Source organism: Streptomyces sp. NPDC060035 (genome assembly GCF_042736635.1).
In the GTDB taxonomy this organism is placed as follows: Bacteria; Actinomycetota; Actinomycetes; order Streptomycetales; family Streptomycetaceae; genus Streptomyces.
Window position 1 is genome coordinate 82,610 of record NZ_JBHWVO010000009.1, and the last position, 18,089, is coordinate 100,698.

The following is an 18,089-nucleotide window of genomic DNA, read 5'->3' on the forward strand; positions in this document are numbered from 1 at the left end:
AACGGAGGAGAGCCTGCTACTGATACGCCGATGGTAGAGCGCCCACGGCACGAGGTGACAGGGGGTTTCCGGAAATAGGCCCAGTGGTCGGCGTAGTCAGGTCGTGCATGCGTCTTCCCCGATGGGCGTCAGTCATTCAGGGGGAGTTGCACGACCAATAGCTTTCCGGCCATGGTCACTCCGCCGTCCATGGCGATGGCAAGCCCGTCCGCGTACACGTGCGGACCGTCCACCACGGGGCGGGCGCTGTCCTCGCCGTCCTCGGATCCGACCTCGCCGAGCAGATACGGAATAGGGCTGTGACCATGCACGACGCGCTGTCCGCCGTACGTCGACATCAGCTCGCGAACGGCCTGCGAACCGCCCTCGTCGCGGAAGGCGAACCGCTTGGTGAGCTTGCGGAAGAGGTCCCAGCACTCATCGGCGTCGTTGCGCGTGAGAATGGCGTGCACCGTGTCGTTGACGTCCTCGATGGTGGAGCCGTAGTCGAGGTAGGCCGTCGTGTCGGAGTGCATCAGCAGATGCCCGTCCTCCTCGACGACCGCGTCCAGCCGGGCCATCCACTGCAGGTGGACGTCCTGGAGCCGCTCCATGTCGGTCTTCTGACCGCCGTTGAGCAGCCAGGCCGCCTGGAAGGTCGCGGTGCCCGCACCGGAGTTCACCGGGGTGTCGCCGAACCTCTTGGCGCCGATGAGCAGCAGTTCGTGATTGCCCATGAGGGCCTTGCAGTACCCGCCGGCGGCCGCGGCCTCGGCCGAGAGCCGCATGACGAGGTCGATGACGCCGATGCCGTCCGGCCCCCGGTCGGTGAAGTCGCCGAGGAACCACAGTCTGGCGTTGCCGGCGGCCCAGCGGCCCTCCGGGTCGATGAGGCCCTGCTCGCCGAGGGCGGCAAGGAGCTCGTCGAGGTAGCCGTGTACGTCGCCGACGACGTACAGGGGACCCCGCCCCGTGCCGGAGGGGGGCCGGGGCTGGGGAACGGCCTGCACCTGGACGGTGTCGCCACGGTTGATCACGGGAAGATCGCGCTCGGTGGGGGTGTACCCCTCCGGCTCGTCGCCCATGACGGCGTTGCCGGGATGCGGCAAGGGCGAAGGCATCGGCGCCTGCGCATACGGTGGTACGCGGAAGTCGCGCAACGTCGCTGTCCGCACCACGGGTTCCTGACCGGCCCCCTGAGTCATCGACCCCTCCACCACCGTCGCGCCGCCGTACACCTGACGGGCCCTGCCTGGTAGAGGTGGTCCGCGGTGTCGTGCGCCCATCATAGGAATGCGGATCGTGCTGTGTGACGCACCAGGGGTGGTGAATCCGAGCGTACTCGTGGTTCACCGACCGTTTGGTCCGGATTAATCCGATCAGTCCCCGGCGGGGGAGCGCGGAGGGCTGACCGTGGTGCGGGGCGGACGCCGCTGCGAGGACGTCCGGACGATGAGTTCTGTCGGTATCACCTGCTCCACCGGGCCGTCGTGCTCGACGCCCTCGATGGCGTCGATGAGGAGCTGGACGACAGCTGTGCCGATTCTGCGCGGCTTGAGCGAGAGCGTCGTGATGGGGGGATCCGTTGCCTCGTACACGGTGGATTCGCTGCAGCAGACCACCAGCAGGTCCTCGGGGACCCGCAGGCCGTAGCGGCGGGCGGCGGCGAGCAGATCGGTCCCATTGGGGTCGAAGAGCCCGTAGACGGCGTCGGGCCGGTCCGGACGGGCGAGGAGGCGGTCGGCGGCCACGGCACCCGCGCAGGGATCGTGGGCCGGATAGGACTCGTAGACCGGGTCCTGGCCCACCCGCTCGCACCAGTGGAGGTAGGCGGTGGTGGAGAGGCGGGTGTACGTGTCGGTGGTCGTGCCGGTCAGCAGCCCGATGCGGCGGGCTCCTGCGGCGGCGAGATGGTCGAGGAGGTCGAGAACGGCTGCCCGGTGATCGTTGTCGACCCAGGCGGTGACCGGCAGCGTTCCCGCCGGGCGGCCGTCCGACACGACGGGCAGGCCCTGCCGCACGAGTTCGGTGACCACCGGGTCCTGGTCGGAGGGGTCGATGACGACGGTGCCGTCCAGGGCGACGTTCGACCAGACGTCGTGGCGCGAAGTGGCGGGGAGGATGACGAGGGCGTAACCGCGGGCGAGCGCCGCCGATGTGGCGGCTCTGGCCATCTCCGCGAAGTACGCGAACTCGGTGAAGGTGAAGGGTTCGTCCCCGTAGGTGGTCACAGTGAGGCCGATGAGCCCCGACCTGCCGGTACGGAGGGTGCGGGCCGCGGCGGACGGGCGGTAGCCCAGCCGCTCGGCGACCTCGCGGACATGTCGGCGGGTGGCGTCCGGGAGCCTGCCCTTGCCGTTGAGCGCGTCGGAGACGGTCGTGATCGATACCCCGGCCGCGGCGGCTACATCGCGGATCCCTGCCCGTCCCGGCCGGCCGCTGCGCCGGGGCGTCTCTGTCCGGCTCACCTGGTGCTTCCCTGCTGCTGTCATGGCGAGCCGATAGTAGGGCTCCGGCGGTGGGTAGGGCCGGTCGCATATGCACACGTTGACAGGCACGTTTTTGCATGATCATTAAGTATGAAACACCTTGAAAATCAAGGGAGTTGGCAGGTTGGAAGCCGATGTGTCATGTGTCGGTGTACGCGGGCCTGCTAAATGGTTCATGTCTCGAAGAGGTCTCAACTCACCTGTTCGAGTGATGCGCGCTACGGAGTGAGCCACCGGCGCGCGCCGGAAAGTGCGGCGCTCCCCCTCGGGGCTCACCCGGGCGGCCGGGCATTACCGGTGCTTTCCGGCACAGCGGACGATTCTCGGGTCCGGCCATTCGCAGGGACGTCGAATCCTCATAAGGTGAGCAGTATTGATGTGTACGGATGGTCGAGGAGGACCTGCGGTGAGCGAGACGAGCCCCAAGCTGCGCGCCGAGCTGGACGGAGTCCCTGCCTATGTGCCGGGCAAGCCGGCGGCTGCCGACGGACCGATTGCTTTCAAGCTGTCCTCCAACGAGAACCCGTATCCGCCGCTGCCGGGGGTCATGGAGTCCGCGCTGGGCGCCGCCGGGAACTTCAACCGGTACCCGGACATGGCCTGTACCGGCCTGATGAACGAGCTGGCAGACCGATTCGGTGTGCCGGTCTCCCACCTGGCCACCGGTACCGGCTCGGTCGGCGTGGCGCAGCAGCTGCTCCAAGCCACGTCGGGCCCGGGTGACGAGGTCATCTACGCGTGGCGTTCCTTCGAGGCGTACCCGATCATCACCCAGGTCAGCGGTGCGACCTCGGTCAAGGTGCCGCTCACCGACGGTGAGGTGCACGATCTCGACGCGATGGCCGATGCGATCACCGACCGCACCCGGATGATCTTCGTCTGCAACCCGAACAATCCGACCGGCACCGTGGTGCGCAGGGCGGAGCTGGAGCGCTTCCTGGACCGGGTGCCGGGTGATGTTCTGGTGGTGCTCGACGAGGCGTACAAGGAGTTCATCCGGGACGCCGATGTGCCGGACGGCATCGAGATCTACCGGGACAGGCCCAATGTGGCGGTGCTGCGGACCTTCTCCAAGGCCTACGGTCTGGCAGGTCTGCGGGTCGGGTTCGCGGTGGCGCACGAGCCGGTGGCGGCGGCGCTGCGCAAGACCGCCGTCCCCTTCGGAGTCAGCCAGATCGCCCAGGACGCCGCGGTTGCCTCGTTGCGGGCCGAGGACGAACTGCTGGGCCGGGTCGGGTCGCTGGTCGGCGAGCGCGCCCGGGTGTACGAGGGCCTGGTTCAGCAGGGCTGGACCGTGCCCGAGTCGCAGGCCAACTTCGTCTGGCTCCGGCTCGGGGACCGTACGCTCGATTTCGCCGCCGTGTGCGAGCGGGCGGGTGTGGTGGTCAGGCCGTTCGCGGGTGAGGGCGTGCGGGTCACGGTCGGGGAGACCGAGGCCAACGACGTGTTCCTCAAGGTGGCGGAGTCGTACCACAGGGAGCAGTAGCAAGGCGCCTTCCCCGTCGGTGTGCCGGTGGCCCCGGACCTCGCTCGATGAGGTCCGGGGCCACTGTGCTGCGCGTCGGCCGTACGCGGAGGCGGTGTCCGGTATCGGTGGCTCGGCCCGGTCGGCTTGAAAGCACCCCCCGCTCGATGGCTTCGAAGGTGTGTGCGCCATAATTGCTTGTGAATGTGAACGCGTTCACAAGCGTGCCCCGTTTCATCCCGTGATCCATGGGATTGAGGGGGCGAGCTGCGGCTGTGATCACGGCGACGCAAGGAGAAAAGGACGTGAACCTAGCTCTGGCGCCAGAGACTCTGGCGCGATGGCAGTTCGGCATCACCACCGTCTACCACTTCCTGTTTGTCCCACTGACGATCTCTCTCGCCGCCCTCACGGCCGGCCTGCAGACCGCCTGGGTGCGCACGGACAACGAGAAGTACCTCAGGGCCACGAAGTTCTGGGGCAAGCTCTTCCTGATCAACATCGCCATGGGTGTGGTCACGGGCATCGTCCAGGAATTCCAGTTCGGTATGAACTGGTCCGACTACTCGCGGTTCGTCGGTGACGTCTTCGGTGCGCCGCTCGCCTTCGAGGCGCTGATCGCGTTCTTCTTCGAGTCCACCTTCATCGGGCTGTGGATCTTCGGCTGGGACAAACTGCCGAAGAAGATCCATCTCGCCTGTATCTGGATGGTCTCCATCGGAACGGTTCTCTCCACGTTCTTCATCCTGGCGGCCAACTCCTGGATGCAGCACCCGGTCGGCTACCGCATCAACGAGGAACGGGGCCGTGCCGAGCTCACGGACTTCTGGCAGGTGCTCACCCAGAACACCGCGCTCACCCAGTTCTTCCACACCATCACGGCGGCGTTCCTCGTCGGCGGCGCGTTCATGGTCGGCATCTCCGCCTTCCACCTCGCGCGCAGGAAGCACATCCGGGTGATGCGGACATCGCTGCGCCTCGGACTGGTCACGGTCGTGGTCGCAGGCATGCTCACAGCGGTCAGCGGAGACCTGCTCGGCAAGGTGATGTTCAAGCAGCAGCCGATGAAGATGGCCGCGGCAGAGGCCCTGTGGGAGGGGGAGCACGGTGCGCCCTTCTCGCTCTTCGCGGTGGGCGACGTCGCCGAGGGGCACAACACCGTAGAAGTTTCGATCCCCGGAATACTGTCCTTCCTCGCGGACGACAGCTTCACCTCCTACGTCCCCGGCATCAACGACATCAACAAGGCGGAGCAGGAGAAGTTCGGCCCCGGTGACTACCGGCCGAACATCCCCGTCGCCTTCTGGAGCTTCCGCTGGATGATCGGCTTCGGCATGGCGTCCTTCGGACTCGGTCTGCTGGGGCTGTGGCTGACGCGGAAGAAGTTCATGCTGCCGCCGGCCCTGCGGACCGGTGAGGACGAAGTGCCGCATCTGGTGCTCTTCAAGAGCAAGGTGCTGAGCCCGAAGCTCACGCAGCTGTACTGGATCGTCTCCCTGTGGACCATGCTCTTTCCGCTGATCGCCAACTCCTGGGGCTGGATCTTCACAGAGACGGGCCGCCAGCCGTGGGTGGTGTACGGCGTGTTCCAGACCCGTGACGCGGTCTCCCCCAGTGTCTCGCAGGGCGAGGTGCTCACCTCGATGATCGTCTTCACGGCGCTCTACGCGGTGCTCGCCGTGATCGAGGTCAGGCTGCTCCTGAAGTACGTCAAGGCCGGACCGCCGGAGCTCACGGAGGCCGACCTCAATCCGCCCACCAGGATCGGCGGCCATGACCAGGACGCCGACAGGCCCATGGCCTTCTCCTACTGAGAGCAGCGGAGCTGAGAGATGGAACTCCACGACGTCTGGTTCGTGCTCATCGCCGTCCTCTGGACGGGCTACTTCTTCCTGGAGGGATTCGACTTCGGAATCGGGGTACTGACCAAGCTGCTCGCCCGTGACCGCAAGGAACGGCGCGTCCTGATCAATACGATCGGGCCCGTCTGGGACGGGAACGAGGTCTGGCTGCTCAGCGCGGGCGGTGCGACCTTCGCCGCTTTTCCCGAGTGGTACGCCACGCTGTTCTCCGGCTTCTATCTGCCGCTGCTGCTCATCCTGGTCTGCCTGATCGTGCGCGGTGTGGCCTTCGAGTACCGGGCGAAGCGGCCGGAGGAGCGGTGGCAGACCAACTGGGAGCACGCGATCTTCTGGACCTCCCTGATTCCGTCACTGCTCTGGGGTGTGGCCTTCGGGAACATCGTCCGGGGCGTGAAGATCGACGCCGACATGGAGTACGTCGGCAACCTCTGGGACCTGCTCAACCCGTACGCACTGCTCGGCGGGCTGGTCACGCTGTCCCTCTTCACCTTCCACGGCGCGGTGTTCGCCGCGCTGAAGACCGTCGGGGACATCCGCGAGCGGGCGCGCAGGCTGGCGCTCGGACTGGGTCCCGCTGCCGCGGTACTGGCCCTGGGCTTTCTCGTCTGGACCCAGGCGGAGAACGGTGACGGCTGGAGCCTGTGGGCGCTGATCATCGCCGTGGTTTCGCTGACCGGGGCGGTCGGAGCCATCGCGAGGGGACGAGAGGGCTGGTCGTTCGCGCTCTCCGGACTGACCATCACGGCCGCGGTCGCGATGCTCTTCCTGACGCTCTTCCCGAACGTCATGCCGTCCTCGCTGAACGACGCCTGGAACCTGACGGTGACCAACGCCTCGTCCGCCCCGTACACCCTCAAGATCATGACGTGGTGTGCCGGTATCGCGACTCCGGTGGTGCTGCTGTACCAGGGCTGGACGTACTGGGTGTTCCGCAAGCGGATCGGCACGCAGCACATCGCCGATCCGCACTGACAGCCGGCAGGCACAGATGCTGCGTCAACAGGTGCTGTGTCAAACGAACGGCATGAGCTCACTGGGGAGCTGTTTCACGTGAAACCGATCGATCCGCGTCTGCTCCGCTACGCCCGCGCCACCCGCCTGTTCCTGGCGGCCGTGGTGGCACTCGGACTGGTCGGAGCGTCCCTGGTCATCGCCCAGGCCATGCTCATTGCCGAAGTGGTGGTGGGCGGATTCGAGGACGGCCTGACCGTTCCCGGACTCCGCACACCCCTGCTGCTGCTCGCCGCGGTCGCGCTCGGCCGGGCGCTGGTGGCCTGGCTGACCGAACTGGCGGCGTACCGGGCGAGCGCTGCGGTCAAGTCCGAACTGCGCGGCAGGCTCATGGAGCGGGCAGCAGTCCTGGGTCCGGACTGGCTGAGTGGGCAGCGCACCGGTTCGCTGGTGGCTCTCGCCACCCGGGGTGTCGACGCGCTCGACGACTACTTCTCGCGCTATCTCCCGCAGCTGGGACTCGCGGTCGTGGTGCCGGTGGCGGTCCTGGCCCGGATCGTCACCGAGGACTGGGTCTCGGCCGCGATCATCGTGGTGACCCTGCCGCTCATTCCCCTCTTCATGATTCTCATCGGCTGGGCCACCCAGTCCCGTATGGACCGTCAGTGGCAACTGCTGTCGCGGCTGTCCGGGCACTTCCTCGATGTCGTCGCGGGGCTGCCGACGCTGAAGGTATTCGGTCGCGCCAAGGCGCAGGCCGACTCGATTCGTACCATCACCTCGCAGTACCGCCTCGCCACGCTGAAGACGCTGCGGATCGCCTTCCTGTCGTCCTTCGCGCTGGAGCTGCTGGCGACGCTGTCCGTGGCGCTGGTCGCCGTGACGGTCGGAATGCGGCTCGTCCACGGGGAACTCGACCTCTACACCGGTCTGGTGGTTCTCATCCTGGCGCCCGAGGCCTATCTGCCGATCCGGCAAGTGGGGGCGCAGTACCACGCCGCAGCCGAAGGGCTCTCGGCCGCCGAGGAGATCTTCTCGGTGCTGGAGACCGAATCCCGGCCCGGAGGCACCCAGGATGTTCCGCCCTTGTTGCGGCTGGAACTGGAGCATGTGACGGTCCGGCACCGGGGCCGTACCGAACCCTCGCTGGACGCCGTCTCCCTGGTGGTGGAGCCGGGAGAGACCGTTGCGCTGGTCGGCCCCAGCGGGGTGGGCAAGTCCACGCTCCTGAACGTGGTGCTGGGGTTCGCCGTTCCCGACGAGGGACGGGTACGGGTCGGTGGAACCGACCTGTCCGAGCTCTCTCCCGAACGCTGGCGCGAGCAGCTCGCGTGGGTGCCGCAGCGCCCTCATCTCTTCGCCGGGACGATCGCGGAGAACGTACGGCTGGCACGCCCGGACGCCGACGACGACGCGGTCACGGCGGCGCTGCGGGACGCGGGGGCCTACGACTTCGTGGCCGGCCTACCGGACGGTGTGCGGACACTGCTGGGTGAGGACGGCGCCGGGCTCTCCGCAGGCCAGCGCCAACGGCTCGCACTGGCACGGGCGTTTCTTGCCGACCGGCCTCTGCTGCTGCTCGATGAGCCGACCGCGAGCCTGGACGGCGAGACGGAGGCGGGCATCGTCGATGCGGTACGGAGGCTGGCGGCCGGACGTACGGTGCTGCTGGTCGTACACCGCCCGGCACTGCTTTCGGTCGCGGACCGGGTGGTGGCGCTGGAGCCGCGGGCGGCCGGGCAGGCCGGGGCGAGCACCGTGCGGGCGGCGGTGGCGGGCCCGAACGGGCTGGACGGGCTGGGCGGTCTTGACGGCCCGGCGTCTCCGGTCCCCGGCGTACTGGTGCGCGCGGGGGAACCCGAGCTCCTGAAGGACACCGCCCCCAGGCCCGGCGGACGCGTGCTCGCCCGGGTCAGGGAGGCTGCCGGCGCCCGGCACGGGAAGCTGGGCCTCGCGCTGCTGCTGGGCAGCCTCGCCGTGGGCTCGTCCGTCGGCCTCATGGCCGTCTCCGGCTGGCTGATCTCGCGCGCATCGGAGCAGCCCCCGGTGCTGTATCTGATGGTCGCGGTCACCGCGACCCGGGCTTTCGGTATCGGCCGGGCCGTATTCCGCTATGCCGAGCGGCTGGTGTCCCACGATGCGGTGCTCAGGATGCTCGCCGAACTCAGGGTCGCTGTGTACCGAGGGCTCGAACGCATCGCACCGGCCGGCCTGCGTACGACACGGCGCGGCGACCTGCTGACCCGGCTGGTCTCCGATGTCGACGCGATGCAGGACTACTGGCTGCGCTGGCTGCTGCCCGCAGGAACCGCGCTCGCTGTCGGGGTGGGGGCTGTCGGGTTCACCGGCTGGCTTCTCCCGGAGGCGGGTGCCGTCCTGGCCGTGGGCCTGTTCCTCGCCGGCGTGGGCGTGCCGCTGGTGAGTGGGGCCTGTGCCCGGCATGCGGAGCGCCAACTGGCGCCGGCCCGGGCAGCGCTGGCCACCCACGTCACTGATCTGCTCGGCGGGACGGCGGAGCTGACCGTCGCGGGCGCGCTGCCCTTCCGCATGAGGCAGCTGCGCGCGGCCGACGCCGTACTCACCCGGATCGCCTCGCGCGCCGCGACCGCGACCGCGCTCGGCGGCGGACTCTCGGCACTGATCTGCGGACTCACTGTCGTCGGTGCCGCACTGGTCGCCCTTCCTGCGGTGCTCGACGGACGGCTGGCCGGCGTGGAGCTCGCCGTTGTCGTCCTCACCCCGCTGGCAGCGTTCGAGGCCGTGACGGGACTGCCGCTCGCCGTGCAGTACCGCCGGCGGGTCGAGCGGAGCGCTGAGCGGGTCTACGAGGTGCTCGACGCCCCCGTGCCGGTCCAGGAGCCTGCCGCGCCGGCCGAGGCGCCCGCCTCGCCCTTCCCTCTCTCCGTACGGGCGTTGTCGGCGCGGTACGAGGGAGCGGAGCGGGACGCACTGGACTCCGTGAACCTGACACTGCTCCCAGGAAAGCGGGTGGCGGTCGTAGGGCCGTCCGGCTCGGGAAAGACGACGCTCGCCCAGGTCCTGCTCCGCTTCCTGGACGCACGGAAGGGGACGTACCGGCTCGGCGGCGTCGAGGCGTCCGCGCTGGACGGGGACACGGTCCGGACGTTCGTCGGACTGTGCGCCCAGGATGCCCATGTCTTCGACAGTTCCATCCGCGAGAACCTTCGGCTTGCCCGCACGGGTGCCACGGACGGTGAGCTGCGGGACGCGCTCGCCCGGGCCCGGCTGCTGGACTGGGCCCAGTCGCTGCCGGACGGTCTCGACACCCTGGTGGGCGAACACGGTGCCCGGCTCTCCGGCGGCCAGCGGCAACGGCTCGCGCTGGCCCGGGCGCTGCTCGCGGACTTCCCCGTTCTCGTCCTCGACGAGCCCGCCGAGCACCTCGATGTGGCCACGGCGGATGCGCTGACGGCGGATCTACTGGCCGCCACACGGGGACGTACGACCGTGCTGATCACCCATCGGCTGGCGGGACTCGACGCGGTGGACGAGGTCCTGGTGCTGGACGGGGGCCGAGTGGTGCAGCAGGGAACGTACGCCGCTCTGGCCGCGCAGGACGGGCCGTTGAGCCGGATGCTGGAGCGCGAGCAGGAGCCGGTGCGGTTGCAGGAGGCGCGGCTGGAGGAGGTGCGGCCGTGACGGGCGGAGACGCATCCCGACTTTCCGGACGAAACATGACTGACTAGGCTCGGCTCATGCCCGAGCAGGACGCGCAGGACTCACCCGAAGCCACGGCGCGGGCCGAGGGAAGCCCGCGGGGACTCTCCACGGAGCTGACCGCCCGTGTTCCGCAACTGCTGGACGCCATGCGGTCCCTCGGTACGGGGCTGCAGCTCCATTCCACACTCGAGCGCATCTGCGAGACCGCGGCTGAGCTTGCCCACGCCCGCTACGCCGCGATCGGCGTGGTCGACGATTCGGGCGAGGCCCTTTCCGACTTCATCACCCACGGAGTCCCGGAAGAGGTCGCTCGCGCGATCGGACACCGGCCTGATGGCCGTACCGGGCTTCTGGGCGCACTGATTCATGATCCGGTTCCCATCCGGCTGGCAGACCTGTCGGCCGACCCGCGCTTCGCCGGGTTCCCGCCCGCCCACCCGAGGATGCGGACCTTCCTCGGGGTTCCGGTCCGCGTCCAGGGCGAGATCTTCGGGAATCTCTATGTGGCGGAGAAGCACGGCGGGGGCGAGTTCGACGACAACGATCTGCACGTGCTGCGGGTACTCGCCACGGAGGCGGGGATCGCCATCGGTCACGCGCAGTTGTACGGGGCCGCGCGCCGGCGAGAACGGTGGATCGAAGGTTCGGTGGCCGTCACCACTGCCCTTCTCTCCGGTGGGGACGCCGACGACGCGCTGACTGTCGTCGCCGAACAGGCCCGCCGTCTCGCCGACTCAGCCGCAGGAATCGTGCTGCTGCCGGCCGAGGATGGCGGTCTGGAAATCGTCGCCGTCGCCGGCGACAACCCGTCGGCCTCGCTCGGAGTGATCATTCCGTCCCGGAGCCCCGTGGTGGCGGCGCTCCTCAGGGGCGAGGCGGTCTTCATGGACGACGCCGCGACCGACCCCCGCATGATCACCAGGCTGGCCCACCAGTTCGGCCCGCACATGCTGCTTCCGCTGCGCAGCGGCGGGCGGGTGCTCGGCGCGCTCGCCATCCCACGGGCACGGGGCGACCGTCCCTTCACACAGGCGGAGCGAACGCTGGCCACCCAGTTCGCCGCGCAGGCCGCCCTCGCGCTGAAGATGGCCGAGGCGCAGCGCGACCGGGAGCGGCTCGCTGTGTACGAGGACCGGGACCGGATCGCCCGGGACCTCCACGACCTCGTCATCCAGCGCCTGTTCGCCGCCGGGATGATGCTGGAGCGGGCGCAGCGCCGCTCGGCTGTCCCCGCGGTGCAGACCGGCGTCGGACGGGCCGTCGACGAACTGGATGTGACCATCCAGGAGATCCGTACCGCGATCTTCGCGCTGCAGCAGGAACCGGCAGAGGCACCGTCCGGACTGCGGACCCGTGTGCTGCGGGAGATCAACATGGCGGCCGTGCCCCTCGGCTTCAAGCCGTCGCACCGTTTCCTGGGCCCCGTCGACACGCTGGTCGGCGAACTGGCGGGCAAGAACCTCATCGCGGCGCTGCGCGAGGCGCTGTCCAACACCTTCAGGCATGCCGGGGCGTCGATGGTCGAGGTGAGTGTGGATGCGACCGCGACCCTGCCGGACGGACGGGATGCGGTACGGCTTTCGGTCGTCGACGACGGGGTGGGTATCCCGGACAGCGGACGGCGCAGCGGACTGCGCAACCTCGCACGTCGTGCGGAGTCCCTGGGGGGAGCGAGCTGGTTCGGGCCCGGGGAGAACGGCGGAGGCGCGGCGGTGGTCTGGGAGGTCCCGCTCTGACGATGCGGGGTCCATCGGTCCGGAGCACTTCCGGGACATCGGTGCGGTGCACTGCCGCACCATCCGTCCGGAGCACTTCCGCAGCATCCGTCCGGAGCGCTGCTTCCGGGCCGCCTGCCGTGCTCCGTCCGGATGGCGTCGGCGGACGGCTTCAGCGGGCGGCGAGGATCCGCTCGATGACGACGGCGACACCGTCCTCGTTGTTGGAAAGGGTCACGCCGGAGGCGGCAGCCACCGCGGCCGGGTGGGCATTGCCCATCGCGAACGAGGCGCCGGCCCAGCTCAGCATCTCGATGTCGTTGGGCATGTCCCCGAAGGCCACCACCTCGGCCGCGGCGATGCCGCGCCGCTCGCAGCACGCGGCGAGCGTGCCGGCCTTGGAGACCCCGAGACCGCTGATCTCCAGCAGCGCGGTGGGACTGGAGCGGGTGAACGAGGCCCGGTCCCCCGCCGCCTCACGGGCCAGCGCGAGGAAGGTGTCCGGAGCCAGTTCCTGGTGGTGGGCCAGGACCTTCAGAACGGGGGCTGCGGAGCCCGGCGCTTCCTCGTGGAGCAGCTTCTCCGCGACGGCGACGGTGGCCCCCGGATCCATGTGGAAGGGCGGGTAGGCAGGTTCGTAGTGGATGCCCGTGGTCAGCTCGACCGCGAAGGAGACACCGGGTGCGGCCTCCCGCAGTACATGAACCACGTCCAGGGCCACGTCACGCTCCAGCGGGCGGACCTCGATCAGCCGGCCGTCCGCGTGCAGATCGGCGACGGCGGCCCCGTTCGCGCAGATCGCCATGCCGTGACCGTGTACATGGGCGGTCACGACGTCCATCCAGCGGGCGGGCCGGCCGGTGACGAAGAAGACTTCGATTCCCGCCTCCTCGGCCGCGGCGAGGGCGGCGACGGTACGGTCCGACAGGGTCTTGTCGTCGCGCAGCAGGGTGCCGTCCAGGTCGGTGGCGATCAGCCGGGTCACGGCAGGCAGAGGCGAGTCGATAGCTGAGGTCACCTGCCCATTCTCCCGTATGGAGTTGCACGGTCGTGCAGAGGGGCGCACATCTGAGATAGCGCGCCCCTGAACTGCAGAACATGTCAAAGGCATATGCCGACGGCTTTTCGGCCTGCGAATCGGTGCCCGAGCGCGGGCCCCGCTCGGTCAGCCGAGCTGGGACAGGCCCTCGGTGGCGATCCGCTCGAACACCTTTTCGTCGACGGCGAAATCGGAGTCAGGTACCGGCCAGTGCACGACGATCTCGGTGAAGCCGAGCTCGGCATGCGTACCCGCGAAGTCCACGAACGCGTCGAAGGACTGCAGCGGACGGTCCGGCGTGAAGCCGGTGAGCAGGACCTTGTCCAGCTCCGAGACATCCCGGCCCACGGATTCGCCGGCCGCGCCGAGCCTGGCGATCTGCCCGCGGATGGCGGCCACGGACTGCTCCGGGGTGCCGCTCTCGTACAGCTTCGGATCGCCCGTCGTCACCCAAGCCTGTCCGTACTGTGCCGCGAGCTTCAGCCCCCGTGGCCCCGTGGCGGCGATCGCGAAGGGCAGTCGGGGACTCTGCACGCAGCCGGGGATGTTGCGGGCCTCGTTCGCGGCGTAGAGCCGGCCCTCGTGCGTCACCGAGGGCTCCCGCAGCAGCCGGTCCAGGAGCGGAACGAACTCGTCGAAGTGGTCGGCGCGTTCCCGCGGTGTCCACGGCTCCTCGTCGCCCCTGCGCAGAGTCGTGGCGTCGAAACCGTTCCCGCCGGCGCCGATCCCGAGCGTGATCCGTCCCTCGGAGACGTCGTCCAGCGTGATGAGGTCCTTGGCGAGCGTCACAGGGTGCCGGAAGTTGGGCGAGGTGACCAGGGTGCCCAGGCGCAGCCGCTCCGTGGTGGCAGCAGCGGCCGTCAGGGTCGGGACCGCGCCGAACCACGGGCCGTCGCGAAAGGTTCGCCAGGCCAGATGGTCGTAGGTGTACGCGGCATGGAAACCCAGTTCCTCGGCGCGGGCCCACAGTGCCCGGCCGCCGTCGTGCCAGCGGCGGATGGGGAGGATCACGGTGCTCAGGCGCAGAGAGGACGTCATGCATCCGACTCTACGGCGAGGCGTGCCGTCCTCCACGCCGATGGGAGCAGAGCGCATGGTCCGTCCGACGGGTTTCGGCCTGCTGGAGCGCTGACCGCGCGAACAGGTCGGGAGGGTGCCCGGAGACCGGCTCCGGCGGCCGGGACGGCTCGCGCAGTTACTCGGCTCGCGCAGTTACTCGCGCAGACGCAGGAACTGCGGTGGTACGGAGTCGGTGAGCCACACCCCGTTGGTGCTGACGTGAAAGACGTGACCCGCCCGGTGCATGGCGCCCGCGTCCACGGAGAGGATGACCGGCACTCCACGCCGGGCGCCGACGCGAGTCGCCGTCTCGCGGTCGGGCGATAGGTGGACGTGGTGGCGGGCCATGGGCCGCAGTCCCTCGGTACGGATGACGTCAAGCACCCGGCCCACTGTGCCGTGGTAGAGGTACGGGGGCGGCTCGGCCGGTGGCAGGCCGAGGTCGACCGTGATCGTGTGGCCCTGGTTCGCCCGGATGCGGTCGCCGTCCACGGCGAAACGCTGTTTGTCGTTGGCTGCGACGACATGGTCGAGCTCTGCCCGGGTGATGGGGAATCCGTGCGCGGCGCAGGCCCGCATCAGTGCGTCGATCGGCACCCAGCCGGAGGCGTCGAGGGTGATACCGATGCGTTCCGGCTGATGCCGCAGGTGTTGTGACAGGTACTTGGACACCTTGACGGTGCGTCGCTCGTCCATCCCGCCAGAGTGCCCTCAGCGTTCATCCCGGCGCACCCCGATTTCGTTCAGAGTTCGTGACACCCATGGAGGTGTCCAGGTTTGATCCACAGCCAACTCAAGTTATCCACAAGGTATTTGGCGAATCTGTGGACAAGTCACGGAACATTCAAGCCTTTTGTCCAAGTTTTGCCGATATGGCATGAGATGAAGCCAAAACATCCAATGCTCGCGCCTGGACCTCACGTTCGGCTGCCGCCGCGACGAAGGGGGCGATGCCCTGCAGCCCAACAAGGTCCTGGACAGCCTGCATTGTCGAAGCCGGAAGGAGTACGGGTCGCGGTCCGGGGCGCTCGCCGGACGGATCCGGGGCGGTGAGGTGTCTCTGCAGATGCCGGACGGCCAACCTACCCATGGCACGCGCAAGTTCGGCGTCCACCACCTGCTGGGCGAGCGGGCGCAGGCGGCGCACCATCGAGGCCGCCTCCGCCGCGTCCGTGTCCGTTCGTCTGGGAGGGCCCGCGTAGCGGGCGAAGACGTGCTCGGTGGTGAACTCCAGGAAGCGGGAAGCGATGTGCTCGACCTGCTGCCGGAGTTCCCCCAGATGGCCGGAGATTGCGGACAGAGGAACCCCGGCAGCATGCAACTCCACTGCCACGGACAGTTCTTGAGGGCTCGGGACCAGGAATGCGTCGTCGCTTCCCGGGACGGGTTCGAGCACGCCGAGTGCCACCGCGTCGGCCACCGCATCCGCGAACCCGTCTGTCACTGCCTCTTCGGCCGACGCGCCGCCCGGCATCCCGCCGAACCTCGCCTCCAGCTCCGCCCGCGTGATCCGGCCGGCCTCCTCGTCCGACCACGGGCCCTGCACCTCGGCGACCAGACCGAGCACTCCGCCGAGCCCGCGGCCCGTGTCCCACGCGTCCAGCAGCTCCCTGATGCTGGTCAGGGTGTAGCCGCGGTCCAGCAGACCGGCGATCTGCCTGAGGCGGGTCAGATGTATCTCGCCGTAGACATTGGCCCGCCCGCGCCGCTCCGGTGCGGGCAGCAGGCCGCGGTCCTGGTAGGCGCGGATCGTACGGACGGTCGCGCCGCTCGCCTGCGCCAGGTCCTCGATCCGGTACTCCGGGGCAACCGCGCCCATGTGCTGCGGAGGGTCCGCCGCAGTGTTCCGGCTCTGCGTCCCGGACGCCCGGGGCCCGCTCACAGCGGCGGCTTCAGCCGGGCGATACCTCGCAGCACTCCGGGACTGATCCGCGACAGCAGCCGGGCGCCGCGGGCCTCGGGCGTCACCGGCACCACGCCCCGGTTGTGCACCACGGCCCCGAGGATCGCGTCGGCGACCTTCTCCGGCGGGTAGTTGCGAAGCGCGTACAGGCGGCCGGTCCGCTTTCGAAGACGGTTCTCCTCAGCCGCATCGGTCCCGGCGAAGTGCGCCGTTCCCGTGATGCCGGTGTTGACGATGCCCGGGCATATCGCACTGACCCCGATCGACTGTCCGGCGAGCTCCGCCCGGAGGCATTCGCTGAGCATCAGCACGGCGGCCTTCGAGGTGCTGTACGCGGGCAGCGCCCTCGACGGCTGGTAGCCGGCTGCCGAGGCGATGTGGCCGCCCTGGCCGCGGGCGGCCATCTGCTTGCCGAAGATCCGGCAGCCGTGGATGACCCCCCACAGATTGACGTCGAGGACGTTCCTCCAGTCCTGGCTCGTGGTCTCCAGGAAGGAACCGGACAACCCGATCCCGGCGTTGTTCACCAGGACGTCGACGACTCCGTACTCCGCCGCGACCTTCTCGGCCAACTTCTCCATCGCTTCCTCGTCGCTGACGTCCACCACCTCGCTCCAGGCGTCCGGTGCGCCGGCCCGACGGGCTGCCTGTACGGTCCGGGCTGCCCCCTCCGGGTCCCGGTCCACGACCACCACGCGCGCGCCCGCTGCTGCGAACGCGAGAGCGGTGGCCCGCCCGATGCCCCCGGCCGCGCCCGTCACCAGAACCAACTGCCCGCCGAACCGGTCCGCGTGGGCACCTGTCGCCACCGTCCGGGGCAACGGCGGGCCGTCCGCACCGGCCGCCTCGGTGGCGGTGACGAAGTCGGTGATCCAGGCGGACACCTGATCCGGCCTGGTGCGCGGCACCCAGTGCTTGGCAGGCAGGGAACGCCGCACCAGCCGGGGTGCCCAGGAGCCGAGTTCGTCGTAGAGCGTCGCCGAGAGAAAGATGTCACCGGTCGGTGTGATCAGCTGGACCGGCACATGGGCGAACGCGTCGGCGCGAGGTCTGCGCAGACGGGCCCGGACGTTGTCGCGGTAGAGCCAGGCCCCGTGTGCCGCGTCCCGCGGGAGCGAGGACGTCGGGTAGCCGTCCGCGGGGACCTTCTCCATCCGCTGCAGAATGCGCGGCCACTGCTTGCCGAGCGTCCCGCGCCAGGCGAGCTCGGGCAGGACCGGTGTGTGCAACGCGTACACGTACCAGGACTTGGCGCCCTGGCCGAGCAGCTGACCGACCCGGCGCGGAGTGGGGCGGGAAACCCGCTGCTTGATCCAGTGCCCGAAGTGGTCCAGGGACGGGCCCGACATCGAGGTGAACGAGGCGATCCGGCCCTTGGTCCGCTCGACCGTCGCGAACTCCCAGGCCTGGACGGAACCCCAGTCGTGGCCGACCACGTGCACCGGCCGGTCCGGGCTCACCGCATCCACGACGGCCAGGAAGTCGTCGGTCAGCTTCTCCAGTGTGAAGCCGCCGCGCAGTGGTCCGGGCGCCGTCGACCGGCCGTGTCCCCGCACGTCGTACAGCACGACATGCCAGCTCCCGGCCAGCCGCAGCGCCACCTGGGACCAGACCTCCTTGCTGTCCGGATAGCCGTGCACCAGGACGATCGTCGGCTGCGTCCGGTCGCCCAGCTCGGCGACGCACAGCTCGACTCCGCCCGTTCGAACCCAGCGCTCGCGCGCGCCTCGTAGATTCACGCAGCCCCCTTGGTCTGTGCGGTGTCGCGGTACGTGCCCGTAACGTGACACCGACGAATGTGACAATCCCTGCCGGCTGCGTCAAGGGGTGCGCCGGGCCTGTGGACAACGGTATGTGGACAACTCGGTGCGGACGCGACGCGGACGCGGTGCGGGGGCGGAACCGGAGGCAGTGCGGGGGCGGAACCGGACGCGGTGCGTCCTGGC

At 69.3% G+C, this 18,089-nt stretch carries 12 protein-coding genes; 5 read left to right on the forward strand and 7 right to left on the reverse strand.

All coding sequences use genetic code 11. The annotated features are described in order from the left end of the window. Positions 1-128: 128 nt before the first annotated feature. Together ACFWBQ_RS16565 and ACFWBQ_RS16570 are read right to left on the reverse strand one after the other, a co-directional pair. Positions 129-1,184 carry a metallophosphoesterase gene (locus tag ACFWBQ_RS16565; RefSeq protein WP_385488767.1) on the reverse strand — a complete coding sequence of 352 codons (1,056 nt, stop codon included), beginning with the start codon at positions 1,182-1,184 and terminating at the stop codon, positions 129-131. 174 nt (positions 1,185-1,358) lie between these two features. Beyond that, positions 1,359-2,471: a LacI family DNA-binding transcriptional regulator gene (locus ACFWBQ_RS16570; protein ID WP_385488770.1), complete on the reverse strand. Its 1,113-nt coding sequence runs from the start codon at positions 2,469-2,471 to the stop codon at positions 1,359-1,361. A 403-nt stretch (positions 2,472-2,874) separates the two neighbouring features. On the opposite strand from ACFWBQ_RS16570, the gene hisC reads away from it, so the two are divergent. From hisC to ACFWBQ_RS16595, 5 genes are all read left to right on the forward strand, one after another. Further along, positions 2,875-3,954 (forward strand): histidinol-phosphate transaminase, encoded by a 1,080-nt coding sequence (hisC, locus tag ACFWBQ_RS16575; protein WP_385488772.1) that lies wholly within the window; start codon positions 2,875-2,877, stop codon positions 3,952-3,954. 284 nt (positions 3,955-4,238) lie between these two features. Further along, positions 4,239-5,747, forward strand: coding sequence for a cytochrome ubiquinol oxidase subunit I (locus ACFWBQ_RS16580; protein WP_385488775.1), 1,509 nt, complete (start codon positions 4,239-4,241; stop codon positions 5,745-5,747). Between the two features lie 18 nt (positions 5,748-5,765). Then, positions 5,766-6,767: a cytochrome d ubiquinol oxidase subunit II gene (gene cydB / locus ACFWBQ_RS16585; RefSeq protein ID WP_385488777.1), complete on the forward strand. Its 1,002-nt coding sequence runs from the start codon at positions 5,766-5,768 to the stop codon at positions 6,765-6,767. A 78-nt stretch (positions 6,768-6,845) separates the two neighbouring features. Further along, complete coding sequence (gene cydD, locus ACFWBQ_RS16590; protein ID WP_385488780.1) at positions 6,846-10,406, forward strand: thiol reductant ABC exporter subunit CydD; 3,561 nt, start codon at positions 6,846-6,848, stop codon at positions 10,404-10,406. Between the two features lie 56 nt (positions 10,407-10,462). Continuing rightward, positions 10,463-12,163 carry a GAF domain-containing sensor histidine kinase gene (locus ACFWBQ_RS16595; RefSeq protein ID WP_385488783.1) on the forward strand — a complete coding sequence of 567 codons (1,701 nt, stop codon included), beginning with the start codon at positions 10,463-10,465 and terminating at the stop codon, positions 12,161-12,163. Positions 12,164-12,314: 151 nt separating this feature from the next. On the opposite strand, the gene ACFWBQ_RS16600 is transcribed toward ACFWBQ_RS16595, so the two are convergent. From ACFWBQ_RS16600 to ACFWBQ_RS16620, 5 genes are all read right to left on the reverse strand, one after another. Continuing rightward, a complete protein-coding gene (locus tag ACFWBQ_RS16600) occupies positions 12,315-13,160 on the reverse strand; it encodes a Cof-type HAD-IIB family hydrolase (RefSeq protein ID WP_385488786.1) in 846 nt (281 codons plus the stop codon). Positions 13,161-13,307: 147 nt separating this feature from the next. Further along, on the reverse strand, positions 13,308-14,219 hold the full coding sequence (locus ACFWBQ_RS16605) for an LLM class flavin-dependent oxidoreductase (RefSeq protein WP_385488788.1): 912 nt from the start codon (positions 14,217-14,219) through the stop codon (positions 13,308-13,310). 174 nt (positions 14,220-14,393) lie between these two features. Continuing rightward, positions 14,394-14,936, reverse strand: coding sequence for an RNA 2'-phosphotransferase (locus tag ACFWBQ_RS16610; RefSeq protein WP_385488791.1), 543 nt, complete (start codon positions 14,934-14,936; stop codon positions 14,394-14,396). Positions 14,937-15,084: 148 nt separating this feature from the next. Further along, positions 15,085-16,059 (reverse strand): MerR family transcriptional regulator, encoded by a 975-nt coding sequence (locus ACFWBQ_RS16615; protein ID WP_385488793.1) that lies wholly within the window; start codon positions 16,057-16,059, stop codon positions 15,085-15,087. Between the two features lie 59 nt (positions 16,060-16,118). Next, positions 16,119-17,882 carry an SDR family oxidoreductase gene (locus ACFWBQ_RS16620; protein WP_385488796.1) on the reverse strand — a complete coding sequence of 588 codons (1,764 nt, stop codon included), beginning with the start codon at positions 17,880-17,882 and terminating at the stop codon, positions 16,119-16,121. Between the last annotated feature and the right edge of the window lie 207 nt (positions 17,883-18,089).

Coding starts and splice junctions, on each gene's coding strand:
- ACFWBQ_RS16565 (WP_385488767.1), bottom strand. CDS start 1,184: ATGACTCAGGGGGCCGGTCAGGAACCCGTGGTGCGGACAGCGACGTTG.
- ACFWBQ_RS16570 (WP_385488770.1), bottom strand. CDS start 2,471: ATGACAGCAGCAGGGAAGCACCAGGTGAGCCGGACAGAGACGCCCCGG.
- cydB (WP_385488777.1), top strand. CDS start 5,766: ATGGAACTCCACGACGTCTGGTTCGTGCTCATCGCCGTCCTCTGGACG.
- ACFWBQ_RS16595 (WP_385488783.1), top strand. CDS start 10,463: ATGCCCGAGCAGGACGCGCAGGACTCACCCGAAGCCACGGCGCGGGCC.
- ACFWBQ_RS16605 (WP_385488788.1), bottom strand. CDS start 14,219: ATGACGTCCTCTCTGCGCCTGAGCACCGTGATCCTCCCCATCCGCCGC.
- ACFWBQ_RS16610 (WP_385488791.1), bottom strand. CDS start 14,936: ATGGACGAGCGACGCACCGTCAAGGTGTCCAAGTACCTGTCACAACAC.
- ACFWBQ_RS16615 (WP_385488793.1), bottom strand. CDS start 16,059: ATGGGCGCGGTTGCCCCGGAGTACCGGATCGAGGACCTGGCGCAGGCG.